The organism is Fibrobacter sp. UWEL, from assembly GCF_900142535.1.
GTDB lineage: Bacteria > Fibrobacterota > Fibrobacteria > Fibrobacterales > Fibrobacteraceae > Fibrobacter.
The window spans coordinates 191,251-215,449 of record NZ_FRBE01000002.1 but is presented as its reverse complement, the minus strand read 5'-3'; the positions used below and the strand labels follow the sequence as shown (position 1 = coordinate 215,449).

The 24,199-nt window shown below is 49.8% G+C and carries 20 protein-coding genes; 7 read left to right on the top strand and 13 right to left on the bottom strand.

Going from position 1 to position 24,199, the window contains the following annotated elements:
- Nucleotides 1–51: 51 nt before the first annotated feature.
- Complete coding sequence (locus BUB59_RS02340; protein WP_143160187.1) at nt 52–1,539, bottom strand: histidine phosphatase family protein; 1,488 nt, start codon at nt 1,537–1,539, stop codon at nt 52–54.
- A 132-nt stretch (nt 1,540–1,671) separates the two neighbouring features.
- Here BUB59_RS02340 and BUB59_RS02335 point away from each other — a divergent pair, with 132 nt between their 5' ends.
- The gene (locus BUB59_RS02335; protein WP_073225255.1) at nt 1,672–2,685 is read left to right on the top strand and encodes a DHH family phosphoesterase; all 1,014 of its coding nucleotides are present in this window, start codon (nt 1,672–1,674) and stop codon (nt 2,683–2,685) included.
- Here BUB59_RS02335 and BUB59_RS02330 read toward each other — a convergent pair.
- Complete coding sequence (locus BUB59_RS02330) at nt 2,682–3,083, bottom strand: hypothetical protein (RefSeq protein WP_073225253.1); 402 nt, start codon at nt 3,081–3,083, stop codon at nt 2,682–2,684. The two genes, BUB59_RS02335 and BUB59_RS02330, sit on opposite strands and share 4 nt — an antisense overlap.
- 50 nt (nt 3,084–3,133) lie before the next feature.
- Here BUB59_RS02330 and BUB59_RS02325 point away from each other — a divergent pair, with 50 nt between their 5' ends.
- Entirely contained in the window at nt 3,134–3,685 is a 552-nt protein-coding gene (locus BUB59_RS02325; protein WP_073225252.1) for a hypothetical protein, read from the top strand.
- Nucleotides 3,686–3,688: 3 nt separating this feature from the next.
- Here BUB59_RS02325 and BUB59_RS02320 read toward each other — a convergent pair whose 3' ends face one another.
- The 5 genes from BUB59_RS02320 to tilS are packed head-to-tail and all read right to left on the bottom strand — an operon-like array spanning nt 3,689 to nt 10,187.
- On the bottom strand, nt 3,689–4,909 hold the full coding sequence (locus tag BUB59_RS02320; RefSeq protein WP_073225250.1) for a formylglycine-generating enzyme family protein: 1,221 nt from the start codon (nt 4,907–4,909) through the stop codon (nt 3,689–3,691).
- 30 nt (nt 4,910–4,939) lie between these two features.
- Nucleotides 4,940–5,776, bottom strand: a complete 837-nt coding sequence (gene cdaA, locus BUB59_RS02315; RefSeq protein ID WP_073225248.1) for a diadenylate cyclase CdaA — start codon at nt 5,774–5,776, stop codon at nt 4,940–4,942.
- Complete coding sequence (gene folP, locus BUB59_RS02310; protein ID WP_073225246.1) at nt 5,763–6,647, bottom strand: dihydropteroate synthase; 885 nt, start codon at nt 6,645–6,647, stop codon at nt 5,763–5,765. The genes cdaA and folP overlap by 14 nt, the downstream gene beginning before the upstream one ends.
- A 13-nt stretch (nt 6,648–6,660) precedes the next feature.
- Complete coding sequence (gene ftsH / locus BUB59_RS02305) at nt 6,661–8,820, bottom strand: ATP-dependent zinc metalloprotease FtsH (RefSeq protein ID WP_083540132.1); 2,160 nt, start codon at nt 8,818–8,820, stop codon at nt 6,661–6,663.
- Nucleotides 8,821–8,846: 26 nt separating this feature from the next.
- Nucleotides 8,847–10,187 carry a tRNA lysidine(34) synthetase TilS gene (gene tilS, locus BUB59_RS02300; protein ID WP_159433312.1) on the bottom strand — a complete coding sequence of 447 codons (1,341 nt, stop codon included), beginning with the start codon at nt 10,185–10,187 and terminating at the stop codon, nt 8,847–8,849.
- Between the two features lie 412 nt (nt 10,188–10,599).
- Here tilS and BUB59_RS02295 point away from each other — a divergent pair, with 412 nt between their 5' ends.
- Nucleotides 10,600–11,733 carry a poly(ethylene terephthalate) hydrolase family protein gene (locus BUB59_RS02295; RefSeq protein ID WP_073225242.1) on the top strand — a complete coding sequence of 378 codons (1,134 nt, stop codon included), beginning with the start codon at nt 10,600–10,602 and terminating at the stop codon, nt 11,731–11,733.
- Nucleotides 11,734–11,742: 9 nt separating this feature from the next.
- On the opposite strand, the gene hisI is transcribed toward BUB59_RS02295, so the two are convergent.
- The 3 genes from hisI to BUB59_RS02280 all read right to left on the bottom strand — a co-directional run bounded on the left by hisI (nt 11,743) and on the right by BUB59_RS02280 (nt 16,526).
- Nucleotides 11,743–12,093, bottom strand: coding sequence for a phosphoribosyl-AMP cyclohydrolase (gene hisI, locus BUB59_RS02290; RefSeq protein ID WP_073225240.1), 351 nt, complete (start codon nt 12,091–12,093; stop codon nt 11,743–11,745).
- 2 nt (nt 12,094–12,095) lie between these two features.
- On the bottom strand, nt 12,096–13,370 hold the full coding sequence (locus tag BUB59_RS02285; protein ID WP_073225238.1) for a glutamate-5-semialdehyde dehydrogenase: 1,275 nt from the start codon (nt 13,368–13,370) through the stop codon (nt 12,096–12,098).
- A gap of 306 nt (nt 13,371–13,676) precedes the next feature.
- Entirely contained in the window at nt 13,677–16,526 is a 2,850-nt protein-coding gene (locus BUB59_RS02280; RefSeq protein ID WP_073225236.1) for a glycoside hydrolase family 2 protein, read from the bottom strand.
- Between the two features lie 257 nt (nt 16,527–16,783).
- Here BUB59_RS02280 and rplU point away from each other — a divergent pair, with 257 nt between their 5' ends.
- The 3 genes from rplU (at nt 16,784) to BUB59_RS02265 (ending at nt 20,150) form a co-directional block, all read left to right on the top strand.
- On the top strand, nt 16,784–17,269 hold the full coding sequence (gene rplU, locus BUB59_RS02275) for a 50S ribosomal protein L21 (protein WP_073225234.1): 486 nt from the start codon (nt 16,784–16,786) through the stop codon (nt 17,267–17,269).
- Between the two features lie 3 nt (nt 17,270–17,272).
- On the top strand, nt 17,273–17,533 hold the full coding sequence (rpmA, locus tag BUB59_RS02270) for a 50S ribosomal protein L27 (protein ID WP_073225232.1): 261 nt from the start codon (nt 17,273–17,275) through the stop codon (nt 17,531–17,533).
- A gap of 310 nt (nt 17,534–17,843) precedes the next feature.
- A complete protein-coding gene (locus BUB59_RS02265; RefSeq protein WP_083540131.1) occupies nt 17,844–20,150 on the top strand; it encodes a DUF4859 domain-containing protein in 2,307 nt (768 codons plus the stop codon).
- Between the two features lie 98 nt (nt 20,151–20,248).
- Here BUB59_RS02265 and BUB59_RS02260 read toward each other — a convergent pair whose 3' ends face one another.
- Genes BUB59_RS02260 through BUB59_RS02250 form a run of 3 tightly spaced genes read right to left on the bottom strand, consistent with a single transcriptional unit; the run spans nt 20,249 to nt 22,773 of the window.
- Nucleotides 20,249–21,259: an aspartate-semialdehyde dehydrogenase gene (locus tag BUB59_RS02260; protein WP_073225229.1), complete on the bottom strand. Its 1,011-nt coding sequence runs from the start codon at nt 21,257–21,259 to the stop codon at nt 20,249–20,251.
- Between the two features lie 14 nt (nt 21,260–21,273).
- Nucleotides 21,274–22,242: a hypothetical protein gene (locus tag BUB59_RS02255; protein WP_073225227.1), complete on the bottom strand. Its 969-nt coding sequence runs from the start codon at nt 22,240–22,242 to the stop codon at nt 21,274–21,276.
- Between the two features lie 60 nt (nt 22,243–22,302).
- A complete protein-coding gene (locus BUB59_RS02250) occupies nt 22,303–22,773 on the bottom strand; it encodes a single-stranded DNA-binding protein (RefSeq protein WP_073225226.1) in 471 nt (156 codons plus the stop codon).
- A 285-nt stretch (nt 22,774–23,058) separates the two neighbouring features.
- On the opposite strand from BUB59_RS02250, the gene BUB59_RS02245 reads away from it, so the two are divergent.
- Entirely contained in the window at nt 23,059–24,156 is a 1,098-nt protein-coding gene (locus tag BUB59_RS02245; protein ID WP_073225224.1) for an exo-beta-N-acetylmuramidase NamZ family protein, read from the top strand.
- Nucleotides 24,157–24,199: the final 43 nt, after the last annotated feature.

Genomic DNA, 24,199 nt, shown 5'->3' with positions numbered 1-24,199 from the left:
GTTGATGAATAAAGCGTTGTTGTTTTTTCTTGGAAAAACAACGTTTTTGGTTTAGGTGTCCGGATAGGTTCTCAGGAATCCGTCATTTAACGCGGTGACGGGTATCATGGTCACTTCGTCATTTTCGTTGACGATGATGGCAATTCCTGTGAGGTAGTTAATCCAGTAATCAAAGTCGTTTTCGTGCAGATGGAACCTTAAGTCAATCTGCCTTTGGCTAACGGAAGCTACAAAAGGTACAAGAAGCTGGTCGTGAGAGATGGCGATAGTAATATCGTGCATTTTCTCGTAGGTGAAGTGGGTGCTGACCAGTTCGTTGAGGCGATCGTCCACATCGTAGAAAACTTCTTTACAGGCTTCATTGTCATCTTCTTCGTAAGCGGCCTTGGAATAGGCGCTCCAGCCCCAGCCTTGCGGACTTTTGCAGGCGTCAAACTTTTCTTTGTCCTTAATGATATAACCATCGGTCAGGTCCATGTTTATTTCATGGTCAACGCCAGTGTCGTAAACGTAGGGAATTTGGGTTTCGGAGTATTCCTGGCCCTTGCCTTCTGCGATAAGCATGGCGGTTTCCATGGTCCTATACACGTTGGTGTGCATGAAGTAAATGTTACCGACATAGTCAAGATTCTTTAACCGAGAACCTATATCTCTTGCCTGAGTGCGTCCATTGTCGTTCAGTACGCCTTCGTGCCCGGTATCGCTTTTGTTTCTTTCTGCATGCCTAATGATGTAGGCGACTTTTTCGTTGCTGCGAATACAGGGGAGAACGTCATCGAGATAGTTGAACTTGTCAATGGTGTTCCTGATAGTCAAGCATTGCTCGCTCAGTTCTTCGCTGGAAGATGAAATCGGTTCCTCCACTTCTTCGCTGGAACTTGAGATTTCCAACACCGGTTCAACACTGCTGGAAGATGATTCCAGAACAACGGGTTCTTCACTACTGGATGAGATTTCCAGAACGGGAACATCACTGCTGGAAGAAACCTCTAAAACGGGTTCGTCGCTACTGGAAGAGGATTCCGGGATCAGTTCGCTACTGCTGGAAGAAGATTCTATGACAGGAATACTTTCGCTGGACGAAGAAACTGGCACAACATCTGTCCCGTTCCATACATAGGAGGTGTCCCCCTTAAGAATACCTTCTGCATCCTTGTATGTAACGACAATCTGGATGCCCCCATTGGGATGTTCCTTGGAGGGCTCGACGTTGGAGGTGGTTACCGTGGGGGTGTAGCCGTCGATTCCATCCTCACCGTTTTTACCATTCTCGCCGTCCTTTCCGTCGGATCCGTCCTCGCCATCCTTACCATCAGACCCATCCTTGCCGTCTTTACCGTCGGTGCCGTTCATTAAGACGCCGATGGAGTCTCCGTTACAGATGATCTTGATGCCGGTGCTATCCTCCAGGCTTTCGGTATAGCAATTCAAGGTGGCGTTGGATTCGTTTTCGTCAACAGGAGAATCGGAGGCGGACTGCTCGCATGCCCAAAAAGCAAGGCTGAACGCTGCCAGGATTGTAAATTTGATTTCTTTCATGTGTACACCCATCCTAATTTAAAAGTAAAAAATGAGTTTTTTGTTTCAAATGGTTTTGCGAATCTTTCCATTTACAATTTGTCAACGCAATCTTTCATCTTATTTTATTTTTTACATTAACCGTTAAGAACTATGAATTTATATCGTAAAGCAATTGACTCTCTAGGTTGGGGTGATGCGCCCGCTGTTGTCATTGGACACAAGACTCCCGATGGGGATTCTGTTATGTCTGCTTTGGCTTATGCCTACCTGATGGATGCGCTGGGCCACAAGACCCTTGCCCGAATGGCGGGGAAGGCCAATAACGAGACTGTTTTTGCGGCCAAGGCCTTTGGGATAGACCTGCCCGAGACGCTTTTGTCCATAGAAACCGCTGCGGATCCGGTTCGTTTGATCTTGATGGATCATAGTGATTATGCCCAGGCGGTGGACGGTGCCCGAAATGCTCGAATTCTTCAGGTAATCGACCATCACGGAATCGGTGACATTGCGGAATCCAAGCTCTTGTTCGCAAAATATATGCCAGTGGGATCCACTTGTAGTATCGTCTACACCAGCTATAAGGAGCTGGGGGTAGAAATTACGGCTGATGTGGCCAAGATTCTCTTTGCAGGTATTCTTTCCGATACGTTGAATTTGATAAAGGTGACCACGACGGATGTGGACCGCCAGATTTACGAAGAACTGCTCCAGATTCTCGCAAACGCCTGGAATATGGACATCTCTGCCGCCCGTAGCAAGGTCAATGAAATTTATAAGGGAATGGTGGTGGCCGCTCACGATTTCAGCTCCATGTCGGACGAGGAAATCTTTAATTCAGACGCAAAGGATTACGTCATGGGTGGGGCTAAGTTCCGCCTAGGAAGTCTGGACTGGAAGGATTCTGCTACCATCAATCAATTTGCAGAACGAATGTTGCGGGTAATGCCCTCTATTATGAGGGAAACTGGCAACCAGATGATTTTCTGTAGGGTTGGCTATGAGGAAAAGACCTGCATGGTCTACTACGGGACTGATTCTGCCCAAACCCTCTCGATAGCAGAAAAGGCATTTGGAAAATCCAAATGCCCTGGCATGATATTTGTCAATCGCAGATTGAGTCGTAAGCTGGATGTGATCCCCATGCTTACGAAGGCTCTAAATTAGTTTGCGGCGTCTTCTGCGGGAGCTTCTTCAACCGGAGCGGTGAAGGTTGCCTTGGGAAGGGTTGCGAAAATCTTTTCGTAGGTTGCCTGGTCGATACGCTTGTAACCGGTAACGATACCGCTGAATTCGTAGTAAGCGGAGTCGCCCTTGACGGTCATGCAGTAATCCATATTCAGGGTGTTCTTGCCGCAAAGCTTTCTGTCGCTGGTGACCTGAGCGAAAAGGTCGCCATTCTGGTTACGGATGATGAAGTTCTGATCGTTCTGGAGGACTTCAAACACAATGTTGGATTCGCTTTCCTGCCAGTAACCGATGAAGTTGGTGGAGGACTTGTCGCCGCAAGCAGTGAATGCTGCTGCGAGAATAGAAAGTGCAGAGAACAGGATAATCTTTTTCATGGTTTTAAAAATAGTATTTTTGCCTTCAGAAAATACAACCCTTTTGTAAAATGAAATTTCTGTATAGGCATATTTTCCTTCTTCTTCCTGTTTTGTCGGTGGTGGCGGTATACTTTGTATACCAGTTCATTCAGGAAAATAAGCGCGCTATCCCTAAATACGAACCTAAATATACGGAAGATACCTGGTCTGCCGAAGAATACATGCGTCACTTGAATCTGCGGCCCTTTAATAATGATGAGGTTCATCGTCTGCTGCTAAAGCGGACCCGCCAGAAACAGGGCGTGTATTTGGAAAGTATGCCTGCCGTCATGGATACTATTGGACTGGAAATTGTTCATGCCTTTCATCTGGTGGCGGGGGATGATTACACGCCTGTCATTACCAGTGGAAATGATTTTCCGGGACATCTTCGAACATCCAAGCATTATATGAATGCGGCCTTTGATTTCCGTATTGTGGACCTTCCTTTGAATAATCGTAAACGCTTAACAGAAATGGTTGCCGATAAAATCGGCAACCGTTGTAAAGTCATCTGGGAAAAGGGGGAGGCGGAACACCTCCATGTTGAACTGCTGGATCAGTTTATCCCGAAGGATTAAACCTTACTTACAGCAGCGGAAGCCCACGCTGGGATACTGGTTCTGGGGGTAGAAGCTGAACTTGCTTTCGGTACACTTGCTTCCGTTATTGGTGTTCCAGGCACCGCCAGCCACCAGGTACATATTGGGGTGATCCTTGCTGGTGGTGGATGTCCATTCCCAGAGATTTCCGTTCATATCGTACATGCCCCACCAGCTACGGCACTGTTCCTTGCGGCCTGCGCGCTTGGCTGCGGTGGTGTTGGTGTTGCACTTGTTCTGGCGATAGGCATCGCCGTAAGAGTATTTGGTGTTGTCCTTACCGCGGCAGGCTGCTTGCCATTCGTCAATGGAGCACAGGTGCTTGCCTTCCTTGACACAGAGGGCTGCGGCTTCTTCCTGGGATACCATGTCACGGGGCTTTTCGTCAGCCTTGTTGGGATATTCGTAGGCGTCCACACAAACGGTCTTGCCGCCCACGGGAACGGGGTAGGCGTTCTTGCCGCAAATGTTGTCGCTGGCCATGTCGTACTTCGCTTCTTCCCAGGCGGTGCGGTTACCCACGGAGTCCACGGCGTAGTAGAATACGGAACCGGTCTTGTTGTATTCCATGGCCTTGCCTGCTTCCACCGGATTCAAGGTGTCACCGATGGAGAGGAATGTCTTGCACTTGATTTCGTCGCATTTCACCTTCAGCTTGATGGGATCGTAGTAACGACCTGCGGGAGGTGCGATTTCGGCAACCGGCGGAACCTTGTCGGAGTTGCGGATGCTATCCTGAATGCGCTGTTTTTCGGCTTCTTCGGCCTGAGCCTTTTCTGCTGCGGCGATGCTGTCGGCGATGGCCTTGTTGACTGCGGCAATGCTGTCGTTTACATGCTTGATGCTATCACGGACGTGACGGATGCTGTCGCGGTTGATGACGGGCTTCGGTGCTGCCGGAGTGGTGTCAACGGCGGGGACGGTATCTGCCTTGGCGGAGTCAACGACCTGGGCTGCGCGGAGACTGTCGGCACGAAGTTTTTCTGCCTGGAGGATGCTGTCCAACTTATGGCGGCGCTGTGCTTCCAGTTCTGTTTCCTGAGCCTTGGCGATAGCTTCCTGCTTTACGTCATCCAGATGGCACTGCACTACAAAGAGGGCCACCAGCAAAAGGAACATTACCAACAGGATGATGGTATTGCGAGTCTTGTTAGACTTCTTGTTCTGCTGGTTTGCGTTCTGCTGATTATTCTGTTGATCCATAGTCTTCTCGAATACAAAGTTCTGTGTTTTTTATTCTGCCTGTTCTGCTGCACCGTCGGTCTTTTGATCACGGACATCGTTGAACAGTTCACCCCAGTGACGGATAATTTCGTGCTTCAATTCCTGAACGCTAATATTGCGTCTCAGAGTGTTTCGATAGGCGATAGAGATGAAACCGGTTTCTTCGGAAACAACAATCACAAGCGCATCACATTCTGCGGCCAAGGCCTTTGCTGCGCGGTGGCGCATACCATAACCCGCTTCCTTTTCGGCGTTGCCGGTAGGCATAGGCAAGATACAGCCTGCAGCAACAATGCGCTTGCTGTTGACAATGACTGCGCCGTCATGAAGGGCGGAGTTGGGGAAGAACAAGGCGCGGAGAAGTCTGGAGCTGATTTCTGCGTTGAGAATTTCACCGGTGTCGGCATAGTTCTTCAGGCCCACTCGCTTTTCAAGAACGATCAATGCACCAGTCTTTGTCTTTGCCAAATCCTGTACGGCAACGGTAATGGTCTTGGTGATTTCGTCCAGACCGCTGGAATGGAAGAAGATGGTCTTGAAATCCAGCTTACTGGCTGCCTGGCCAATTCGAGTCAGTGCACTTCGAATTTCCGGCTGGAACAAAATCACGATGGCTACAATACCTAGGGTTGCAAGGTTGCTGATAATCCAGGCGATGGTATGCAGTTCCCACCATTGGGCAATGAACCACACGAGGATCAGTAACAGGCCGCCGAACAACATCTGTGCAGCACGAGTTCCTCGGAACAGCAAGAAGATGTAGTAGACGATGATGGAGACCAGCAGCACATCCAGGATGTCTGCCATACGGACGTCAATAATATCGAATAGCTTAAATAGAACCATTACTCATGGCCTCCAGATAAAGCATAGATTCTTTTGCTTCCTTCACGTCGTGAACGCGAATGCAGCTTGCGCCACCAAGGGCTGCAACAATGCCTGCGGTCACGGTAGGAATCAGGCGGTCGCTATTTTCAAGCCCCTTCATCTTGCCGATGTAGGACTTTCTGGAAGATCCGATCAGGACGGGGTAACCATCCGTCAGGAAATCTTCCACGGATTTCATCAGGTCCACGTTATCCTGCGGGGTCTTTCCGAATCCAATACCCGGATCAAGACAAATCTTTTGAGGGTCTACGCCCAGAGCCAAGAGCTTCAGCACCTGGTCCATCAGTTCGTCGTGAACTTCCTTCACCACGTTTTCGTAGGGCTTGAAGTCCTGCTGCATGGTGCCGAAGTTTCCGCGAATGTGGTTCAGCACAACGGCTGCCCCTGTATCCGCTACTGTCTGAGCCATGTTAGGATCCATGGTCAAGGCGCTAATGTCGTTGATGATGTGAGCGCCAAGCTTCATGGTTTCCAGAGCTACCTTGGACTTTACGGTATCGATGGAAATGTAAAAGTCACGTTCCTTTGCCAGAGGGGCAAGGCGTTCCACCAGCGGGCAAACGCGTTCCAGTTCTTCATCTACGGGAACGGGCTTGCTTCCGGGACGACTGCTTTCGCCGCCAATGTCCAGAATGCGGGCGCCTTCGTCCAGAAGCTTTAGGGAATGCTGGTAGGCGGCCTCCAGGGTGTTGTGTTGACCGCCGTCAAAGAAACTATCCGGAGTAACGTTTACGATGCCCATGATTAGCGGGGTCGGAATGCAGGATTCCACCTGGTCGCCAATCTTCCAGGGCAGGGCGCGTGACTTGGATAGCAACTGATTCAACATTTTAAAATCTCGATTATGCCTGAGGGTTCTGTTCTTCGGAATGAGCTTCGCTTTCGGAGGAGGTATCTGCAGCGACACTAGCATCAGCGGTATGGTTGCCTTCTGCAGGTGCCGGCTTCACTTCACTGACGGGTGCGTCGGGTACGGGTGCAACCGGCGGCTGCTTACCCGGATCAGGAGGAGGGGTGTCTTCCTTTTCCTTCTTGGCGGCGAGTTCTTCCATAGCCTTGTATTGGCGGCTCTTCTTGGTGCCTTCCAGCTTTTCGCCTGCCATAACGCGGTCAATTTCTTCGCGGTCCAGAACTTCGAATTCAAAGAGGGCTTCTGCCAAAGTCTTCAGCTGTTCGCGGTTTTCTTCCAGCAAGTCCTTAGCACGCTTGTCCAAATTCTTGATGAGAGTGTTGACTGCATTGTCAATCTTTTCTGCCATCATTTCGGACATTTCCTTAGGCTTGCTGATTTCGCGGCCCAGGAAGACTTCGCCATCGGTACGGCTGTAGCATACGGGACCGATTTCTTCGTCGAAACCCCATTCCGTAATCATCTTGCGGGCAAGTTCCGTTGCTCGCTGGATGTCGTTAGATGCACCCGTGCTCTGATGGTTGAAGAAAATCATTTCAGCCAGACGACCAGACATCATGATCATGATGCGTTCTTCAGCATATTCACGACTGTAGGAAACTTGGTCGCGTTCCGGCAGACTCATGGTCACGCCCAGGGCGCGTCCACGAGGAATGATGGTAATCTTGTGCAACGGGTCGGAATGCTTGCACAGCAAGGTCATGAGGGCGTGGCCAGCTTCGTGATAGGCGGTGTGGCGCTTTTCCTCGTCGGTCATGAGTAAGGTACGGCGTTCTGCGCCCATGGAAAGCTTGTCGCGGGCTTCTTCGAAGTCCAGCATGGTCACCTTCTTGTTGTTGAATCGGGCGGCCATCAAGGCGGCTTCGTTCACCAGGTTTTCCAGGTCTGCACCAGCAAGACCAGGAGTGCCCTTTGCAACAGCCTTAACATCTACGTCATCTGCCAGAGGTACCTTGCGCTTCTTCAGGTGGACGCGGAGAATTTCTTCACGGCCCTTCAGGTCGGGCAAGCCCACCACAATTTGACGGTCGAAACGACCCGGGCGGAGCAAAGCCTTGTCCAAAACATCAGGACGGTTGGTGGCTGCAATGAGGATTACGCCTTCGTTTGCAGTAAAGCCGTCCATTTCCACCAGCAACTGGTTCAAAGTCTGTTCGCGTTCATCGTGACCGCCTCCCAGACCAGCGCCACGCTGGCGACCTACGGCGTCAATTTCGTCAATGAACAAAATACAGGGGGCGTTCTTCTTACCGGTTTCGAACAAGTCACGGACGCGGCTTGCGCCCACACCCACGAACATTTCTACGAAGTCGGAACCGCTCATGCTAAAGAAGGGTACACCTGCTTCGCCGGCCACTGCACGAGCCAGCAAGGTTTTACCGGTACCCGGAGGACCTACCAGCAAAGCACCCTTGGGAATACGACCACCAAGAGCGTCAAACTTCTTGGGATCCTTCAAAAATTCTACCAGTTCCTGCAGGTCCTGCTTAGCTTCGTCGCAACCTGCCACATCCTTGAAGTAGGTCTTCTTCTTCTGGTCCAGCTGCTTTGCCTGGCTCTTGCCGAAGGCGAAGGGGCTCTTGCTGCCGCCGCCCATCTGGTTGCGCATCATGATGTAGAAGAATGCAATCAGGAGAACTGCTGGCAGGAATGCCACCAGGGTATCCATCCAGGAGGTTTCCTCGTGAATGACCTTCACCTTCACATTCTTGTAATGTTCCCAGCCGGAAATCTGCTCGTTGGTAATTTCCAGCATGTGGCTTCTAAAACGCTTGCCGCTGGAACCTTCGTTAGCCCCTCTGGAGAACTTGGCGAAAAGACCTTTTTCCTTGCTTGCTTCTGCAGATTCTTCTGCAGTAAGTTCACGAGCACCTTCGATGATGATGCCGTCCTTAGTTTTCTGCAGGCTCAGTTCCGTAATGACCTTGGTGGAATCTCCCATCATGGCTAGGAACTCGGTTCGCGTCATGTCTGCGCCGTCGTCCTTGGAGGCCAGCGGGAACATGATAAAAAGAAGGAGGATCATAACAATGAGAATAATGAAATTCTTGCTACGATACGGGGGCGTGGGTTTACCCGGAATTTGACTCATAGTGTCCTTTTTTACGGTAGGCTTTTTTAGCCTTTATCGTTTGTTCTCTTTAATTCGTCAACTTTTGGCTTTTGTCGGATTCCTTCGACGAAATAAATCCTGGATCCACTGGCAAAGAGGGGGAGGCTGTCGTACATCCACTGGGGAATTCCCTGTTCACGGAGCCACTGTTCCAATTTGCGGGCCTTGATTTTCTCGTCGTGAGGCCATAGCGTATCCCCTTTTGAGCGATAGCGCCATTGACCGTCCAGGCCAGAAATTTTATCGGTGTTAAAATACAAAATCTCGGGATTATTTTTTCCGGAGGAACTGGTAGAAACGTCACAAATCCATAGAATATTGCGGCACTTTTCCATCAGAATTGTCTTACACTGCAATCTTTGTAAAAACGGGTAGGGAATGGATGTTCCCTGTTCCTTCAAGGGGATGCGGAACCCCTTTTCTCCTAGCCAGAGACGGAACAATTCCGTCATCCCGAACACATCCCTTGTTGTCGTCCCGAACTCGTTTCGGGATCCGCTTTCAAAGACTGACTTGAGAACGTTCAAATTCAGGGCCAGGACCTTTTGATAACAGGCGTGCTTTGCCTCAAAGGGCCATTGCTCTTGAGGTATTTCCGCCGGCTCGAAAAGCTTGTGATTTGTTGAAACGATCTTGCGGTAAACGTTTTCCGCAAGGCTTGCTACACGACAGAGCTGCTGGGCTGCTCCCGGATTCAAACTTTCCAGATGGGGGAGGCTTTCGTGACGAATCTTATTGCGAGCGAAGGCGGTGTCTGAATTACTTTCGTCTTCTCGCCAACTTAAGCCGTTGGCTTCCGCATAATCCTTCAGCTCCCCGCGGGTCACCTTCAGGAAGGGGCGGAATAATTCCACGTCACCCTCGTTTTGAAATTTTCGTACGGATTGAATTCCTCGAAGTCCCGCCAGGCCAACACCGCGACGGAGTCTCAAGTAAACCGTTTCTGCTTGGTCTCCTGCGTGGTGCGCCGTCACGATGGCGTCGGCCTTACATTGTTTCGCAAATTCTTTCAGGGCGTCATAGCGGGCGTTTCGGGCGTTTTCCTCCAGGGATCCACCCGCTTCCTTCAGGGCGGTTCCGTCCAGCTTTTTCATCAAATACCGAACCTTGTATTTTGCTGCGAAATCTCGGACCGATTTTTCGTCCAAGTCGGCAGAACCTTCCCGCAAACCATGATGAACGTGGACGATGGCAAGATGGTCAATCCCTAGGGTTGACTTATTTTGGATAAAGTAATGTGCTAGGCAAATGGAGTCCAAACCTCCCGAAACCGCCAATAGAAGAGAACTCCATTGGTGTTGCTTTATGGCGTTTGCAATGTGGGGGAGGACGTTGCTTAAATTCACAGTCGGAATATAGCAATAATCCAATCGCTCTTATTTGAAATCTTGAATCATTGACTTTTTATCCATAATTTTTTTTAACAATTGTGTACGCTGTATACAGGATTTTACTATCTTTAGATTGTTGGGTAAAAAAGGAGAACTTCAGAGCTTTCTGCTAAAAAGTTCCCATACATATTTGGTTTTGTATTTGAACACCTGTCTTCACAGGCGGTTCTCTAGAGATCTTCTCTACACACATCCCAAAAAGACGCCGGGGAGCAATCCCCGGCGTTTTTGGTATAATGACCGTTCAGGCTGAACGATTGTCTTTCTTAATAATGGACATTTTGTCCATGCTTTTTGTTCCCGTTATGATTTTTGGATAGGTCGCGAATTTAGTTTATTGTCATTGGAGTGAAATCATGAGGATACAATGAAGTCAAAAATATTGAAAGGCTTGCTGGTTGCAAGTTCTCTAGTTTTCATGAATTGCGGTAATGATAGCGTTTCCGCTAGCTCCGGTTCCAATGTCGCGCCTGATCCATCTCAGGAAATTTCCCTGTCCTCGGTTGCGGAAGAAGTGCTTTCTTCTAGCAGTGCTACTGATGTGATGCCGGTAGAATCTAGCTCGAGCCAGGTCGTTGCTCCTGAAATTTCCTCAAGTTCAATTGTTTTGGAATCCAGTTCAAGTCAGGTGGTTGCTCCCGAAGTTTCTTCAAGTTCAATTACTCCGGAATCCAGCTCCGCAGAAGAAATTTCTAGTTCTAGTGTTGCTGCCAGATCAAAGATTTATCTGGCTCAAGCTGCCGACGAAAGCGATGGTGTTGAAATAGAATTTATTGAAAATACGGGCTATAACGGTCAAGGAATTCTTGCTTTCCCCAAGAATGTGAACTTGGCTGCTGGCGAAAAGTTGGGCGTAGTCGTCTGGGGACCTGGTGGCGATACCGCTCCTGGCATGTATGGCGGCATGATCCGCCGACTGGCTTCCCACGGCTTTGTGGTCATTGCGCTTAGCATTTCTCCGGGCACTGGAGAAAATGCAACCGCAGCCATTAACTGGCTGGAAGAAAAGAACGAGGATTCAAACGGACCACTCTATCAGAAAATGGACTTGGAACATGTAGCCTGCGCAGGGCACTCCATGGGCGGTCTCGAATCGGAACAGGCTGCCATCAAGGATGCTCGCGTTGTAACTGCAATCCTCAATAACAGCGGCGACAAGAAGCATGTGGCCATGGGGCAGATTCCTGCTGAAAAGTCTGCTGTGAATATTTATGGCGAAGCGGGTATCGAAAAAGATAATGCCCGTGCGGATTATAACAACGAAAACGTGAAGGCTCAGGCATGCCTTATTCAGATGGTGGGTGGCCCTCAGGGCGGTGAAGGCGGCTGGGGCCATGGTTCCGCTTCCTGGAGCGGTATCGGTGCAACCGTTGCTTGGATTCGCTGGAAAATCGGTGGCGAAGACCGTCAGGCAGATTTTGTTGGAACTTCCGGCAAGTACATTAACGGCCCCATCCTTGGCGCTCAGGGAAATTGGGACGGTCAGTGCAAGAACTTCTAGTCGTTAGTTCTATTTTTCGCAGATCTTGAAGAAGCAGCTGCGGGCTCCGGTGTGGCAAGCCACCTGGGGCCCCTGCATGCGGACCTTGAACAACAGGGCGTCGCTATCGCAGTCGGTTGCCCATTCCACAACAGTCATGACGTTACCGCTGGTGTCGCCCTTGTGCCAGTATTCCTTGCGGCTACGGCTCCAGAAAACCATCTCGCCACATTCCTGAGTACGGCGGAGTGCTTCTTCGTTCATCCATGCCATCATGAGAACGTCGCCCTTGTCTGCATCCTGAACGATAGCGGGAGCAAGCTTAACGCCGTCCACTTCCACTTCGAACTTCACTTCTTTCATGATATCTTCAAACTTCATATTTAACCTCTTACTTGACCTTCGCCGCGAAGCACCCACTTGTAGGTGCAAAGGCTTTCAACGCCCATAGGGCCACGGGCGTGGAGTTTGTCGGTGGAAATGCCGACTTCTGCGCCAAGGCCGTATTCGCCACCATCTGCAAAGCGGGTACTTGCGTTCACCATAACGCTGCTGGAGTCAACGTTTGCCACGAAGTAGTCCTGTGCGGCTGCGTCTTCGGAAACGATGGCTTCTGTGTGGCGGCTGCTGTACTTCTCGATATGGTCGCAGGCCTCTTCCACGTTTTCCACGAACTTCACGCTGGCCTTCAATGCCAGATATTCGGTGTGGTAGTTGGCTTCGTCTCCGATGTCGGTGACGTTAGCGATGCCTTCCAGGCGCTTCTGGGCGTCGGCGTTGCCGAACAGTTCTACGCCACGGCTGGTAAGGGCGTCTACCAAGCGCTTCACGTCGGTAGAGGGGAGGGCCTTGTTGAACAGCACACATTCCATAGCGTTGCATACGCCGGTACGCTGGGTCTTGGCGTTGATCAAGATGTTTTCTGCCTTGGCAATATCGGCAGCCTTGTCCACGTAAACATGGCAGATGCCGTTGAAGTGCTTGATCACAGGAATCTTACTCTGGTCCACCACTGCGCGAATCAGACGCTCGCCACCGCGGGGGATTACCAGGTCAATGCAGTCGTTACGCTGGAGGAGCATGTCTACCAGGTCGTGGCTGGTTTCAGTGACCAGCTGGACTGCATCCGCTTCTACGTCATTTTCTGCAAGAGCCTTACGGAAAATATCAGCCAGGCATTTTGCGGAATTCAAGGATTCCTTACCGCCACGGAGGATCACGGCGTTACCAGCCTTGAAGCAGAGGCAAGCGCCATCGATAGTCACGTTGGGGCGGCTTTCAAAAATAAAGAACACAGAACCGATAGGTACAGCAACACGGCTAATCTTGATACCGTTCTTCAGTTCTCGGGATTCCAGAACCTTGTTCAGCGGATCGGTAAAGGCGGCAATTTCTTCTGCTCCCTTAGCCATGGATTCAATGCGGGCGTCGTTCAACGTTAAGCGGTCCAGCATGGAGTCGCTAATCTTGCCCTGGGCTGCATCGACGTCAAGCTTGTTTGCTGCCAGGATTTCCGGCTTGCTTGCACGGAGCAGTTCTGCCACGCGGGCCAAAACCTTGCTGCGAGTTTCTGCACTGAGAGTGCGAATTTTCTTGCTTGCCTTACGGGCGTTTTGTGCCAGAAGGTCGGAATAGTTTGCCAATTCAGTTGTGTTCATGAGTCCAAATATAGCTAATGATTTCATGAATGTTCCAACTTGGAATAAACGGGGCCTAGTCCTGCTCAAGATTGAACTTGATTTTCATCTCTTTTTAGTGTAGTTTAATTACATCAGGTTTGTTGTTATCTGCGACGTTGTCGGATTGTCGCTCGGGTATCGGACTTGGGTGTTTAGACTCGGTGCTTGCCTTCTCTCTCAAAAGGCACCGAGTCTTTTTTTGTTGTATTAGAAATTTACGTATAAACTAAAAAAGTCGCGAATTATCTCCGCGACTTTTTTCTTTAACCTTTACGCTTTGCGCTGTTACAGCAGGCTTACGATCTTTGCAAACAGGGCGTCTGCCAGGGCGCTGGTTTCCAGGCCTTCGAAGACGTTGAACTGGTTGAACATAATCTTGCCCTTGCCGAAGGGTACCAGCTGCATGTCTGCGCCGGTAACTACTGCGCCGTCCTTCAGGGTCAGGTCGCGAGCGAATACCTGTGCACCGGGCAGTTCGTTCAGGGAGATGCTGGGCATCACCGCTGCTGCATTGTGATCCAGCACGGCGGTTTCACCGAAGATGGATGCCAGTGCGGAACCCTTAGTCAGGTAGTGCAGGGACAGTTCGTTTGCGCCGGTACTCCAGTGAGACTGGATTTCGAAATCAAACAGATGGCTCTGGGTCATGTAGTCGATATCTTCCTGAGTCATGTCGGAGAGCAACAAGGTCTTGCCGCCGTTCTTGGTGACGTCCACGATCTTGTCCAGAATTTCATCCGGCCAGGAGCTGAGGTTTGCAGTGAAGATAATCTGTTCCGGACCGGTAAGGGCTGCCAGAGCGTCGCTGGATTCTTCGCAGTTATCCAGGAAGCAGACCTTCTTTTCTGCGCTCTTCACGTCGGCCTGTTCGATCACGATCAAGTCTTCGGTAGAGGTGTGAATTGCCTTGCCGTTGTCCTGCAGGGTCACCTGAATCTGGTACTTGCCTACATTGCGGGGTGCCATCATGGTGCAGATACCCAGCTGGGTAAGGCTGGTCTTGCCGGCCGGTTCTTCCGGTTCCATCACCTGGCTGGAAACTTCCTTGCCCTTTTCGTCCAGGAGCTTGATCTGGACTGTCAGTTCTTCATAGCGCTTGTTGTTCAGCACGGTGACCTGGAAGCTGACTTCGCCCTGGGGAGCGACGACGTGGTCCAGTTCGCTGATGAGGGCGCGGCTGGGAACGGTGATTTCGGTTGCGAAATCTTCGAAGCCCTTGCTTGCGCGGTTTTCGTCATTCAGGCCGCAGAAGTCGGTGTTGCAGTCGGACCACTGATCCAGGAAGAAACCGGAAATCTGGGGGTTGCTCTGGAAAGCGGTAATCTGATCCAGCTTGCTCTTGAGGGCGATGCGGTTTGCGTCAGCCACAAAGTCGCTGTAGCTCTTCCATACGGAAAGATCGCTGTCCACGAAGGTTTCAATCTGCTTTACGAAACTCTTGATGGCCTTCTGGTTCTTGGCGCTGCGAGGACCGGAGATGGATGTTGCGGAAGCGGGAAGCAAGGTGTGGTTCTTCAAGGTCACCAGCATCTTGTTACTGATGTCGCTTGCTACGTTTTCTTCTTCATCCTGGAAGACTGCGTCGCCCAGACCTGCATCCGGAACCATCAGTTCTTCGTTGTCGCGGTCAAAGCAGTGTGCCAGATAATGAGTGTAGCCTGCGTTGGGACTCATTCTGGGGTTGATACGCAGAGTAGCGTACTGGGAAATGCGGTCCACGGTCACCGGAAGAAGCTTGCCGGTATCCTTGTGGAAGTTGCCTTCGTTATCCAGGTAGATGGAGTTCAGGTTGCTGATAGCCGGACGGGTCATGTCCACCGGGCTAATTGCGTTCAACATCTTGTTTCCGTTCTGCAGCAGGAAGGTGCCGTTTTCGGAACCCAGAACCCATGCACCAATGCTGGGATGGTTGTGCTGTTCTGCAACGATGTCGTTAATAAGCTTCTTTGCGATTTCCAGACCCTGCGTAGTGGAACGCATGGTGTGGATGGGGAATTCCTGGAAGACAATGAGACCCAACTTGTCGCAGATGTTCAGCGCTTCTTCGGTAAGAGGAGCGCCGCAGCTACGAATGGCGTTGAAACCCTTGTCCTTGATGGACTTCAGGTCTTTTTCCAGCTTGGGGTTGTCGTAGGTCCACAGGCCGCCTTCGCTCCACTGCTGGTTGTAGCTGATGCCCTGAATCTTCAAGATCTGGTCGTTCAGGTAGTAGTCGCCCTTCAGGCAGTCGAACTTGCGGAAACCGAAAGTCTTGACGACAGGGAAGGCGTATTCAGGACGCTTTACTTCCTTGCCGTCCTTTTCCTTACCGGCCTTGATTTCCAGCTGGAATTCAATAGCATAGGTATTCGGATGTTCCGGAGCCCACAGGAACTTGTCCTTCTTCACGTCCTTCACTTCGAAGACGTAACGCTGGGTGGCGTTTTCCTTGTCCAGCTTGATGTTGTCGATGAAATGTTCGAATACTTCGCCGGCGGGATTTCTCATGAGCACGCGGAGGCGGGTCATGAAACCGCGGGGATTGTTAAAGCTGACTTCGCAAGCGACGCGTTCCTGGTCCAGGTCCGGTTCCACCTGAACGTGGTCGATGAATGCTGCAGTACCCAGGATCAGTTCCACGTCACCGTAGATACCGCCAAAGGGATACTGATTCCAGGGCTGGCCCACAGGCATTTCGCTGGGATGGGCAAAGCGGTCGTCTGCGCCTTCCTTGGATTCGCGACCAAGGTCGATACGGCTATTGGCGGCACCCATATTTGCAACACGGACGCAAAGAATGTTTTCTTCGCCAATCTTCAGAGCCTTCTGAGTTTCCAGAGTGAAGGACGTGTATGCACCAAAGTGAGTGCCCAGCAGCTTACCGTTCAGCCATACAGTGGCATGAGTTGCAATCCTGTTAAAGCGGAGGAAAATTCTCTTGGTAACTTGCTTTTCGTCTTCAATAGTGAAACGCTTGAAATAGTAGGCGCAGTCCTGGGACATCAGAAGCTTGTCAAATGCGCGTTCCCAGATGTGGGGAACGGTGACGGTTTCGGTGTCTTCAGGATAAGTTGCATACCAGCGGTTGGTGATACCTGCGTCTTCGGTGTCCCAGATCATCTGCCAATCGCCTGCAAGGCTCAAAATTTTGCTCATTAGAGTGTCCTTTATAAAATACGCCGCAAAATTAGGAATTTCCCAGGGAGCGGTCAGCCCTTAATGACGAAAGTGGGGGCAAAAAAGGACCCAGAAGGGACAAAACCGCTAGTATTTGTAAAAAAAAAATCGGAAAATCAACTTTTTTACTCCAAAATACGGACTTTTTGTTCATTTTCTGTGGATAAACCCCTTTAATTTTTTTGACAGTATTGCTAAATTTGGGACTCCAATAGCAACCTAAAAAGGATTACAAAATGTATTCTATTGTTGAAACAGGTGGTTTCCAGTATAAAGTCGAACTCGGCAAGACCTACAAGGTTCCGACCATCGACGCCGCTGTTGGTTCTGAAGTGGAACTGAAGTCCGTTCTTCTTTTCGCAGGAAAAGAAGTGCAAATCGGCACCCCTGTCCTGAATGATGCTTCCGTCAAGGTCGAAGTTCTCGCCCATGACAAGTACGATACTGTTATCGTGTTTAAGAAGAAGCGTCGTACTCGTTACGAACGTCGTAACGGTCATCGTCAGGGCTACACCGAAGTGCTCGTAACGGAACTCCGCTCCGGCGCAGAATCTGCAGTTGTAGACTCTCAAGTTGTTACCCGCAACCGCGCTCGCGTGGCTGCCCTTGCTAAGCAGAAGGTGCAGAACAAGCCCCTCACTCGCAAGGAAAAGATCGCTCAGGGCCTTCCGAAGCCTGCTAAGGTCAAGAAGAACTCTCTGCGTAAGGCTAAGGAGGCTTAATCCATGGCACATAAGAAAGGTCAAGGTTCTGTTCGTAACGGTCGCGACTCTAACGCCAAGTATCTTGGTGTTAAGAAGTATGCTGGTGAAGTTGTCAAGGCTGGCAACATCATCGTCCGTCAGCGTGGCTCTCACTTCCACAAGGGCAACAATGTGGGCATGGGCAAGGATTTCACCTTGTTCTCCCTCGTTGATGGCGTTGTGAAGTTTGAACGCCTCGATGCAAAGCGTCAGAAGGTCTCTGTTTACGCAGAAGAAAACTAAGTTTCTCTTTTGCTGAACAAGCTTTAAAGCTTTTGATAAGGTCGCTCGCAAGAGTGGCCTTATTTTGTTGCAAGGGAAACCTCATGGTTTCCCCTGGACCCTTTCCTAGAATCAGGGTAAATAAGCTTTAAAACTTTTGATAAGGACTCTCGTAAGAGAGTCCTTATTTTGTCATGCCGAATCACGTTATACTGTACTTCGTAAAAAAATTGTTATAACACGTTTTTTGCACGGATAATTCCTCAACACTATGGGAAAACAGGGGGCGGGGAAATATTTTTTGCACAGGTGTAAAAAAGAGGATTAGTACATGACAAATGTATTCTCAAAAGTGTTTGTAACACTGGGATCTATTGGCCTGATTGCATCAGCAGCCAATGCAAATGTATCTGGTTTTGTGAAGGATGTTTCCAAGGCTGGTGTAAGTGGTGTTTCTGTTAGCCTGCTTTCAAGTGGAGCGACTGCGGTTACGGATGCAAATGGATACTTCTCCATTGAAACTGAATATGCAGAAACCTTGGGTTTGAGATCATCTGTTTCCGGTCTTTCTTTTGAAAGAGGCTTCCTGCATTTTTCCGTAGCAAGAATTGCGTCTGTGCAGGTCTCTACTTATGGCATGCTGGGACAGAATGTCTTCCGCAGCCACCGTCAGATGATGAATGCGGGTGCTCATTCCATAAATGCAATTCCCGAGAATGCAAATCCTGGCGTTTATCTGGTTAAGATCAGTGTTGATCATTCCGAATATACCTACAAGGTTAACTACAAGGGTGTAAATCACAGCTCCGTTTCTGTTGAAATGACTGGTTTGCGCAAGGTCTTGGCTTCGGTTGATTCCCTAGTGCTTCAATACGGTGGTGGAACCCTGAACGATAAGGTTCCTGTATTGGACGATGACGCTTCCGTCGGGGATGTGATTATTTCTCGCAAGGTTGTGTCGGGTTCTGCAAAGACTGGTACATCTGTGAATGTGACTTTGCAGGGAAGCCTCGGTGAAAATGTTGTCTTGACTTCATCTGCGGTTGGTGACAAATATGAGGTCGCTTCCAATTGGATGATTCTTAAGGAAAATCGCAGTTGGAATATTTCTGCAAGTGCCGACGGTGCAACCGCAGCAACGCGTGCGAACGTAGAAGATAATGTTCAAAACATAACACTGAACCTTGTGGCTGCATCTTTATCTAGTTCCTCTTCTGTCATCCCGAGCGTAGTCGAGGTATCTAGTAGTTCTGCTGCTGTGGAAACCAAATATCTGAACTATTCTGCCACACTTGAAATCAGTTCAACAGATTATTCCTACGTTACCGTTGATTTGGGTGCGTCTCAAGTTGCCTCCGCTCTGGGTATAAGCACTTCTCAATTGTCCAGTGTTTCGTACTTCGCTGTAAATCCGGACGGCTCTGCAAATAGCACAGCCTCTACCGCAAACGATCCTGGTCATTGGTTCGACGTTAGTGGTAATGTAACAACTTATGACAATGGATCCGTTATATATTCGGAGCTGGACCTTTCTTCCATGAAGGCAAACGTGGGCCAGTACCCCGCTGCACTTTCTGCTGGTGATTATACAATTAAGCAGGGCGTGAGCTACGGGAATAAATCCGTTGTGTTCACCATTACCTTGAACATGAAGAACGCTGCTGTATCAAGTAGTTCCTCCAGCGCAAAGTCAAGTTCCTCTAGCGCAAAGTCTAGCTCCTCCAGTGCAAAATCAAGTAGCTCTAGCGTTAAGTCCAGTTCCTCGGTTGCGCAAATCACCATGGCAAGCTTGGCCACAAGCAATCCTGAGATTTACAAGTTCGTGAACTGGCAGTGGGATTATCGTTTAAGCAGTAATGGGATTGTTAGCGGTAGCGATGGAACTTACGATGACTACCGTACGGAAAATAGCTCCGGCCTTACCTTCGAACACATTATCAATGGTAAGGGAACTTTGAAATATTGCATTGTGTGGGAAAAGAAATCTGCACTGTCCAAGTCTAAACGCGATCAGATTCGTCAGATGATTAACGATATTACTCATGCGTGGACCCAGTATCTGACGGGCTTTGAGGGCTGGCCTTATGACAATGTGAATGTGGTTGCCACAGGCTGGGCTGTATATGATGCTAGTTACATTCAGGATAAGCAGTCTGATGAAAACGTCTATACGTCTACAAAGACGGACGGAATGGTGGGCTCGTACTATACCTTGAATTTTGGAGGTAGCGTTCAGCCTTATTGCCCTGACGGAACTTACGATGAAATATTCCAGGTGGTTGATGGCTATACTGAATACAGCACCAATATGTGGGGCTTTGCCGGCGGTGGCCTCTGGGTTGCCGCAGAACATGTGGAAAGTATGCTTGGCGAAGGCATTCCTCATATTGTTGCTCACGAATCGGGTCACAACTTCGGCCTGCCGGACTATTACGAGTCTTGGGATTTCCCCGACGCAAATTACTCCTCTCCCAAGGCTGGCGATGCTTCCGGCGGTGGCATCACTGCAAATACGAGTTACTCCGGCGTTGCAAGGACTATGGTAATGAACTCCGGCTCATCTAGTACTGTAACTGAATATGACTACTGGTTATTGAGAAAGTTCTGGTACGAAACAAAGCACAAATACGGATATTAAGGCTTTTCTTAAATGAGATTTGGAACGATCTCTCCGTGAGCAAAACAAAAGACCTGGTGTGAACCAGGTCCTTTGTTTTAGCGAAAGTTTCGTTCGCCTTACAAAAGCTCTGCGATCTGAACTGCGTTCAGTGCAGCACCCTTACGGATCTGGTCACCGGTAAGCCACAGAGTGTTGCCGCAATCGTCTGCCAGGTCCTTACGGATACGGCCAACGTAAACGTCGTCGTGACCAGCGCTTTCCAGCGGCATGGGGTAGACGTAGTTCTGCGGATCGTCCTTCAGGAATACGCCCGGAGCGTTCTTGAGGGCTGCGCGGATTTCTTCAACGGAAACCGGCTTTTCAGTTTCGAACCAGACGGATTCGGAATGAGAACGGAGAGAGCTAACGCGTACGCAAGTAGCGCTGGTGCGAACATCAGAGTGCATGATCTTGCGGGTTTCGTTGTACATCTTCATTTCTTCCTTGGTGTAGTCATTTTCAGTCATCTTGTCGATCTGAGGAATGACGTTGTATGCCAGCTGGAAGGGGAACTTGTTGATGTGAGTGGTAGAACCGGTTTCGATGATGTCCTTGTACTGCTGCTGGAGTTCTTCCATAGCAACTGCACCTGCACCACTTGCACTCTGGTAAGAGGAAACGCGGATCTTCTTGATGTGGGAAATCTTTTCGATGGGGTTGAGAACCACAACCATCATGATGGTGGTGCAGTTGGGGTTTGCGATAATGCCGCAACCGCCGTTTTCAGCCTTGTGGAGAGGAATGTCGCAAGCGTTCACTTCGGGAACGACCAGGGGAACATTGTCCATCATACGGAAGTAGCTGGTGTTGTCCACAACTACAGCGCCGTTTTCAACAGCGATAGGAGCAAATTCCTTAGAAACAGCTGCACCTGCAGAGGAGAGAACCAGGTCCACGCCCTTGAATGCATCAGCGCAGGTCAGTTCAACCTTCAGCTTTTCACCCTTGAAGGTGTATTCCTTACCGACGCTACGTTCAGAAGCGAGGAGCTTGAGGTTCTGGAGAGGGAAGTTGCGCTGTTCCAAGATGGAAAGCAGTTCCTGGCCGACGGCACCGGTGGCGCCCATGATGGCTACGTTACGAATCATAGTGTTGTTGATCCTTAGTTATCGTTCTCAGCGTTTTGTTGCTGAGGTTGGTTGTTTGATTTTAAATTCTCGATATCGTTCCAGAAGCGATCAATGTAGGCGTTCATCTGGGCAATCTGTCCCATGGCCTGACTATACTGATTCTGCTGTTCTTCTGGATTTTCCTGAATGGCGTAGTTGTACAGGGAATAGGCAGCAAGCCTTACGCTTTCGCTTGCCTGAATCAGTTCGGAATGAGCCTCGCTGGATTCATGGGGGTGGAATAATCCCAGCACTTTCTTGTTCAATGCTACAGCATTGTTGCTGATGGCGAGCGCTTGTCTGCCACGAGTTTCACGCTGTTGCTCGTTAATGTTAGACGGAACCTTCTCGAAATTCTTGACAGCTTCTGCAATGGCGCGCATACGGCTGATGACCGTCTGAGCTTCTTTCGTGTAGCTGTCAAGACGGGCAAGAGCGGCACTGTTGCTGCCAATATCGGCTCTGCCTTGTTCGCCGGTAATCCCGTTGCTTTTGTGTGCCTTGCCCTGCTTGTAGTCGGGGCTGTCGCTGTTCTCGAAAGATGCAATGTATTCCTGGTACTTTGCGTTGAGTTCGGCGATTTCTGCAGGTGAGTAATCCTGTGTGGGAATGAATGTGGGGCGATCCCAGTAGGCGATTCCCCAGAAGCTGACGAACATTAGGGCGGAGAAAATAAAATGCCCAACCTTTGCAGGACGGTCATCGCTCTTGATGGCGAGGATGATGCTGTAAAGGAACAGGCTAGCAAAAGCGAGTAGAAGTCCGCCATCGCAGTTGTAGACAATAAAGGAATTCTGCGCGAAATAGAACACGCAGTCCATTGCTACAATCAAAAACGAGAAAATCACTCCCAGAAGTTTCTGGTAGCGATAATAGGCGGACGCCGCCTGGAGGATCGCCACGAAGGTGATCCCCAGCGGTAGTACGTACATCAGTGCAATATCTGCGATTTGTTGATTCATTTACCTTACTTAAGGTTCCGACTAGAACGGCCCGTTTGGACTATTCTCTAGAACCGTTCGTTAGAACGGAAGGCCGTCTTCTTCTTCCGGCATGGGAGCGTCGTATGCCGGAGCGGAACTCTGCTGGTTAAAGTTGTTGGACTGGCTGTAGCTGTTGCCTGCCTGGTTGAAGCTGCCGCTCTGGCCGCCGTTGGAGCTACGGCTGGAGAGAAGCTGGAAAGTATCCAGGCTCACTTCGGTAGAGTAACGCTTCTGACCGCTCTGGTCGGTCCAGCTACGGTTGGTGAGGGAACCTTCCACATAGAGGGTGGTACCCTTCTTGACGCCCAGCTGTTCCATAGTGTCGGCAACCTTGCCCCAACCGACGATGTTGTGCCAGTCGGTCTGTTCCTTCTGTTCGCCGTTATTGTCGCGGTAGCGACGGGAGGTGGCCAGAGAGAAGGATACGCGCTTGCGACCAGTTGCGCCTGCGCTAATGACAGGATCCTTACCTACGTTACCAATGAGCATCACTTTATTTAAATATGCCATATTACTATTATCCTATTTTAATTTTTATTTCTATGGGAAAGATAAAAAAAATGATTGTCACAAAAGTGTCAATTTTCGATTCAAGGTGTTTTCAGCTGTAAAAACCCCATTTTGCAAACAAGAGGCGACGCGAATCGACCTAAAAAACTATAATTCGCAAAGATCAATTAACAATTAACAACGAAAGGTGAAGGATGAAGAATGAAAAATTATGAATTACGAACTCATGATTCATAACTCATAATTCATAACTCGTCATTCATAACTCGTCACTCATAACTCAGTATGGTAACTCTCGCTCTTTCCAATTTCGAAAAGTCTTTCCCCGCCGCCCTTCGCGGCAAGCGCCTCGGCGCAGTCCTCCATCCGGCTTCTGTCTGTGCAGATTTAAGCTACACCTTGGATCTGTTGAAGTCCTACGACGGCAAGTTGTTTAAGTTGTCTGCATTGTTCGGCCCCCAGCATGGCATCAAGGGCCACACTCAGGACAACATGATCGAATGGGAAGGTTACACCGATCCGGAACTTGGTATTCCCGTTTATAGCCTGTACGGTGAACACCGCGAACCCACCCCGGAAATGCTTTCTCATGTGGATGCCCTTCTGGTGGACTTGCAGGACGTGGGCGCCCGTTACTACACCTTCATCTGGACTCTTTACCTTTGCATGAAGGCCTGCGAAAAGCTGGGCATTCCCGTTGTGGTTGTGGACCGTCCGAACCCCATTAACTGCGTGGACGAAGAAGGTCCGGTTCTGGATTTGAATTACACAAGCTTTGTTGGTCTCCACAGCATCCGTACCCGACATGCTAAGACCATCGGCGAACTGGCAGAACAGTTCAAGGCTGAATGCTTCCCCAAGTGCGAACTTTACGTGATGCACATGGATGGCTATGATAAGAAAATGTGGTACGATCAGACTGGCTTGCCCTGGATTTTGCCCAGCCCCAACATGCCCACCTTGGATACGGCTATTGTCTATCCGGGTATGTGCCTCTTTGAAGCCACTAACGTCAGCGAAGGCCGCGGTACCACCCGTCCCTTTGAAATCTTTGGCGCTCCCTTCATCGATGCAGTTAAGCTTTGCAAGTATATGAACGGACTGAAGCTGCCTGGCGTATACTTCCGCGAAAACTACTTCCAGCCTACCTTCCACAAGGGCGCTGGTCAGATTTGCGGCGGCGCACAGATTCACGTTCTGGATCGCGACAAGTTCCGCAGTTTCGATATGGCAATCAAGCTGCTGCAGTACATTTTCAACGAATATCCTAAGGATTTCGCCTGGAAGCAGCCGCCTTACGAATACGAATACCACAAGCTGCCCATCGACATCTTGCTTGGTAATGGAACCTTCCGTAAGGAATTCATCGAAAGCTCTATCTAGCTTCTTCCATCCTTTTAAACGTAAAAAAGAACACCAGACGAAT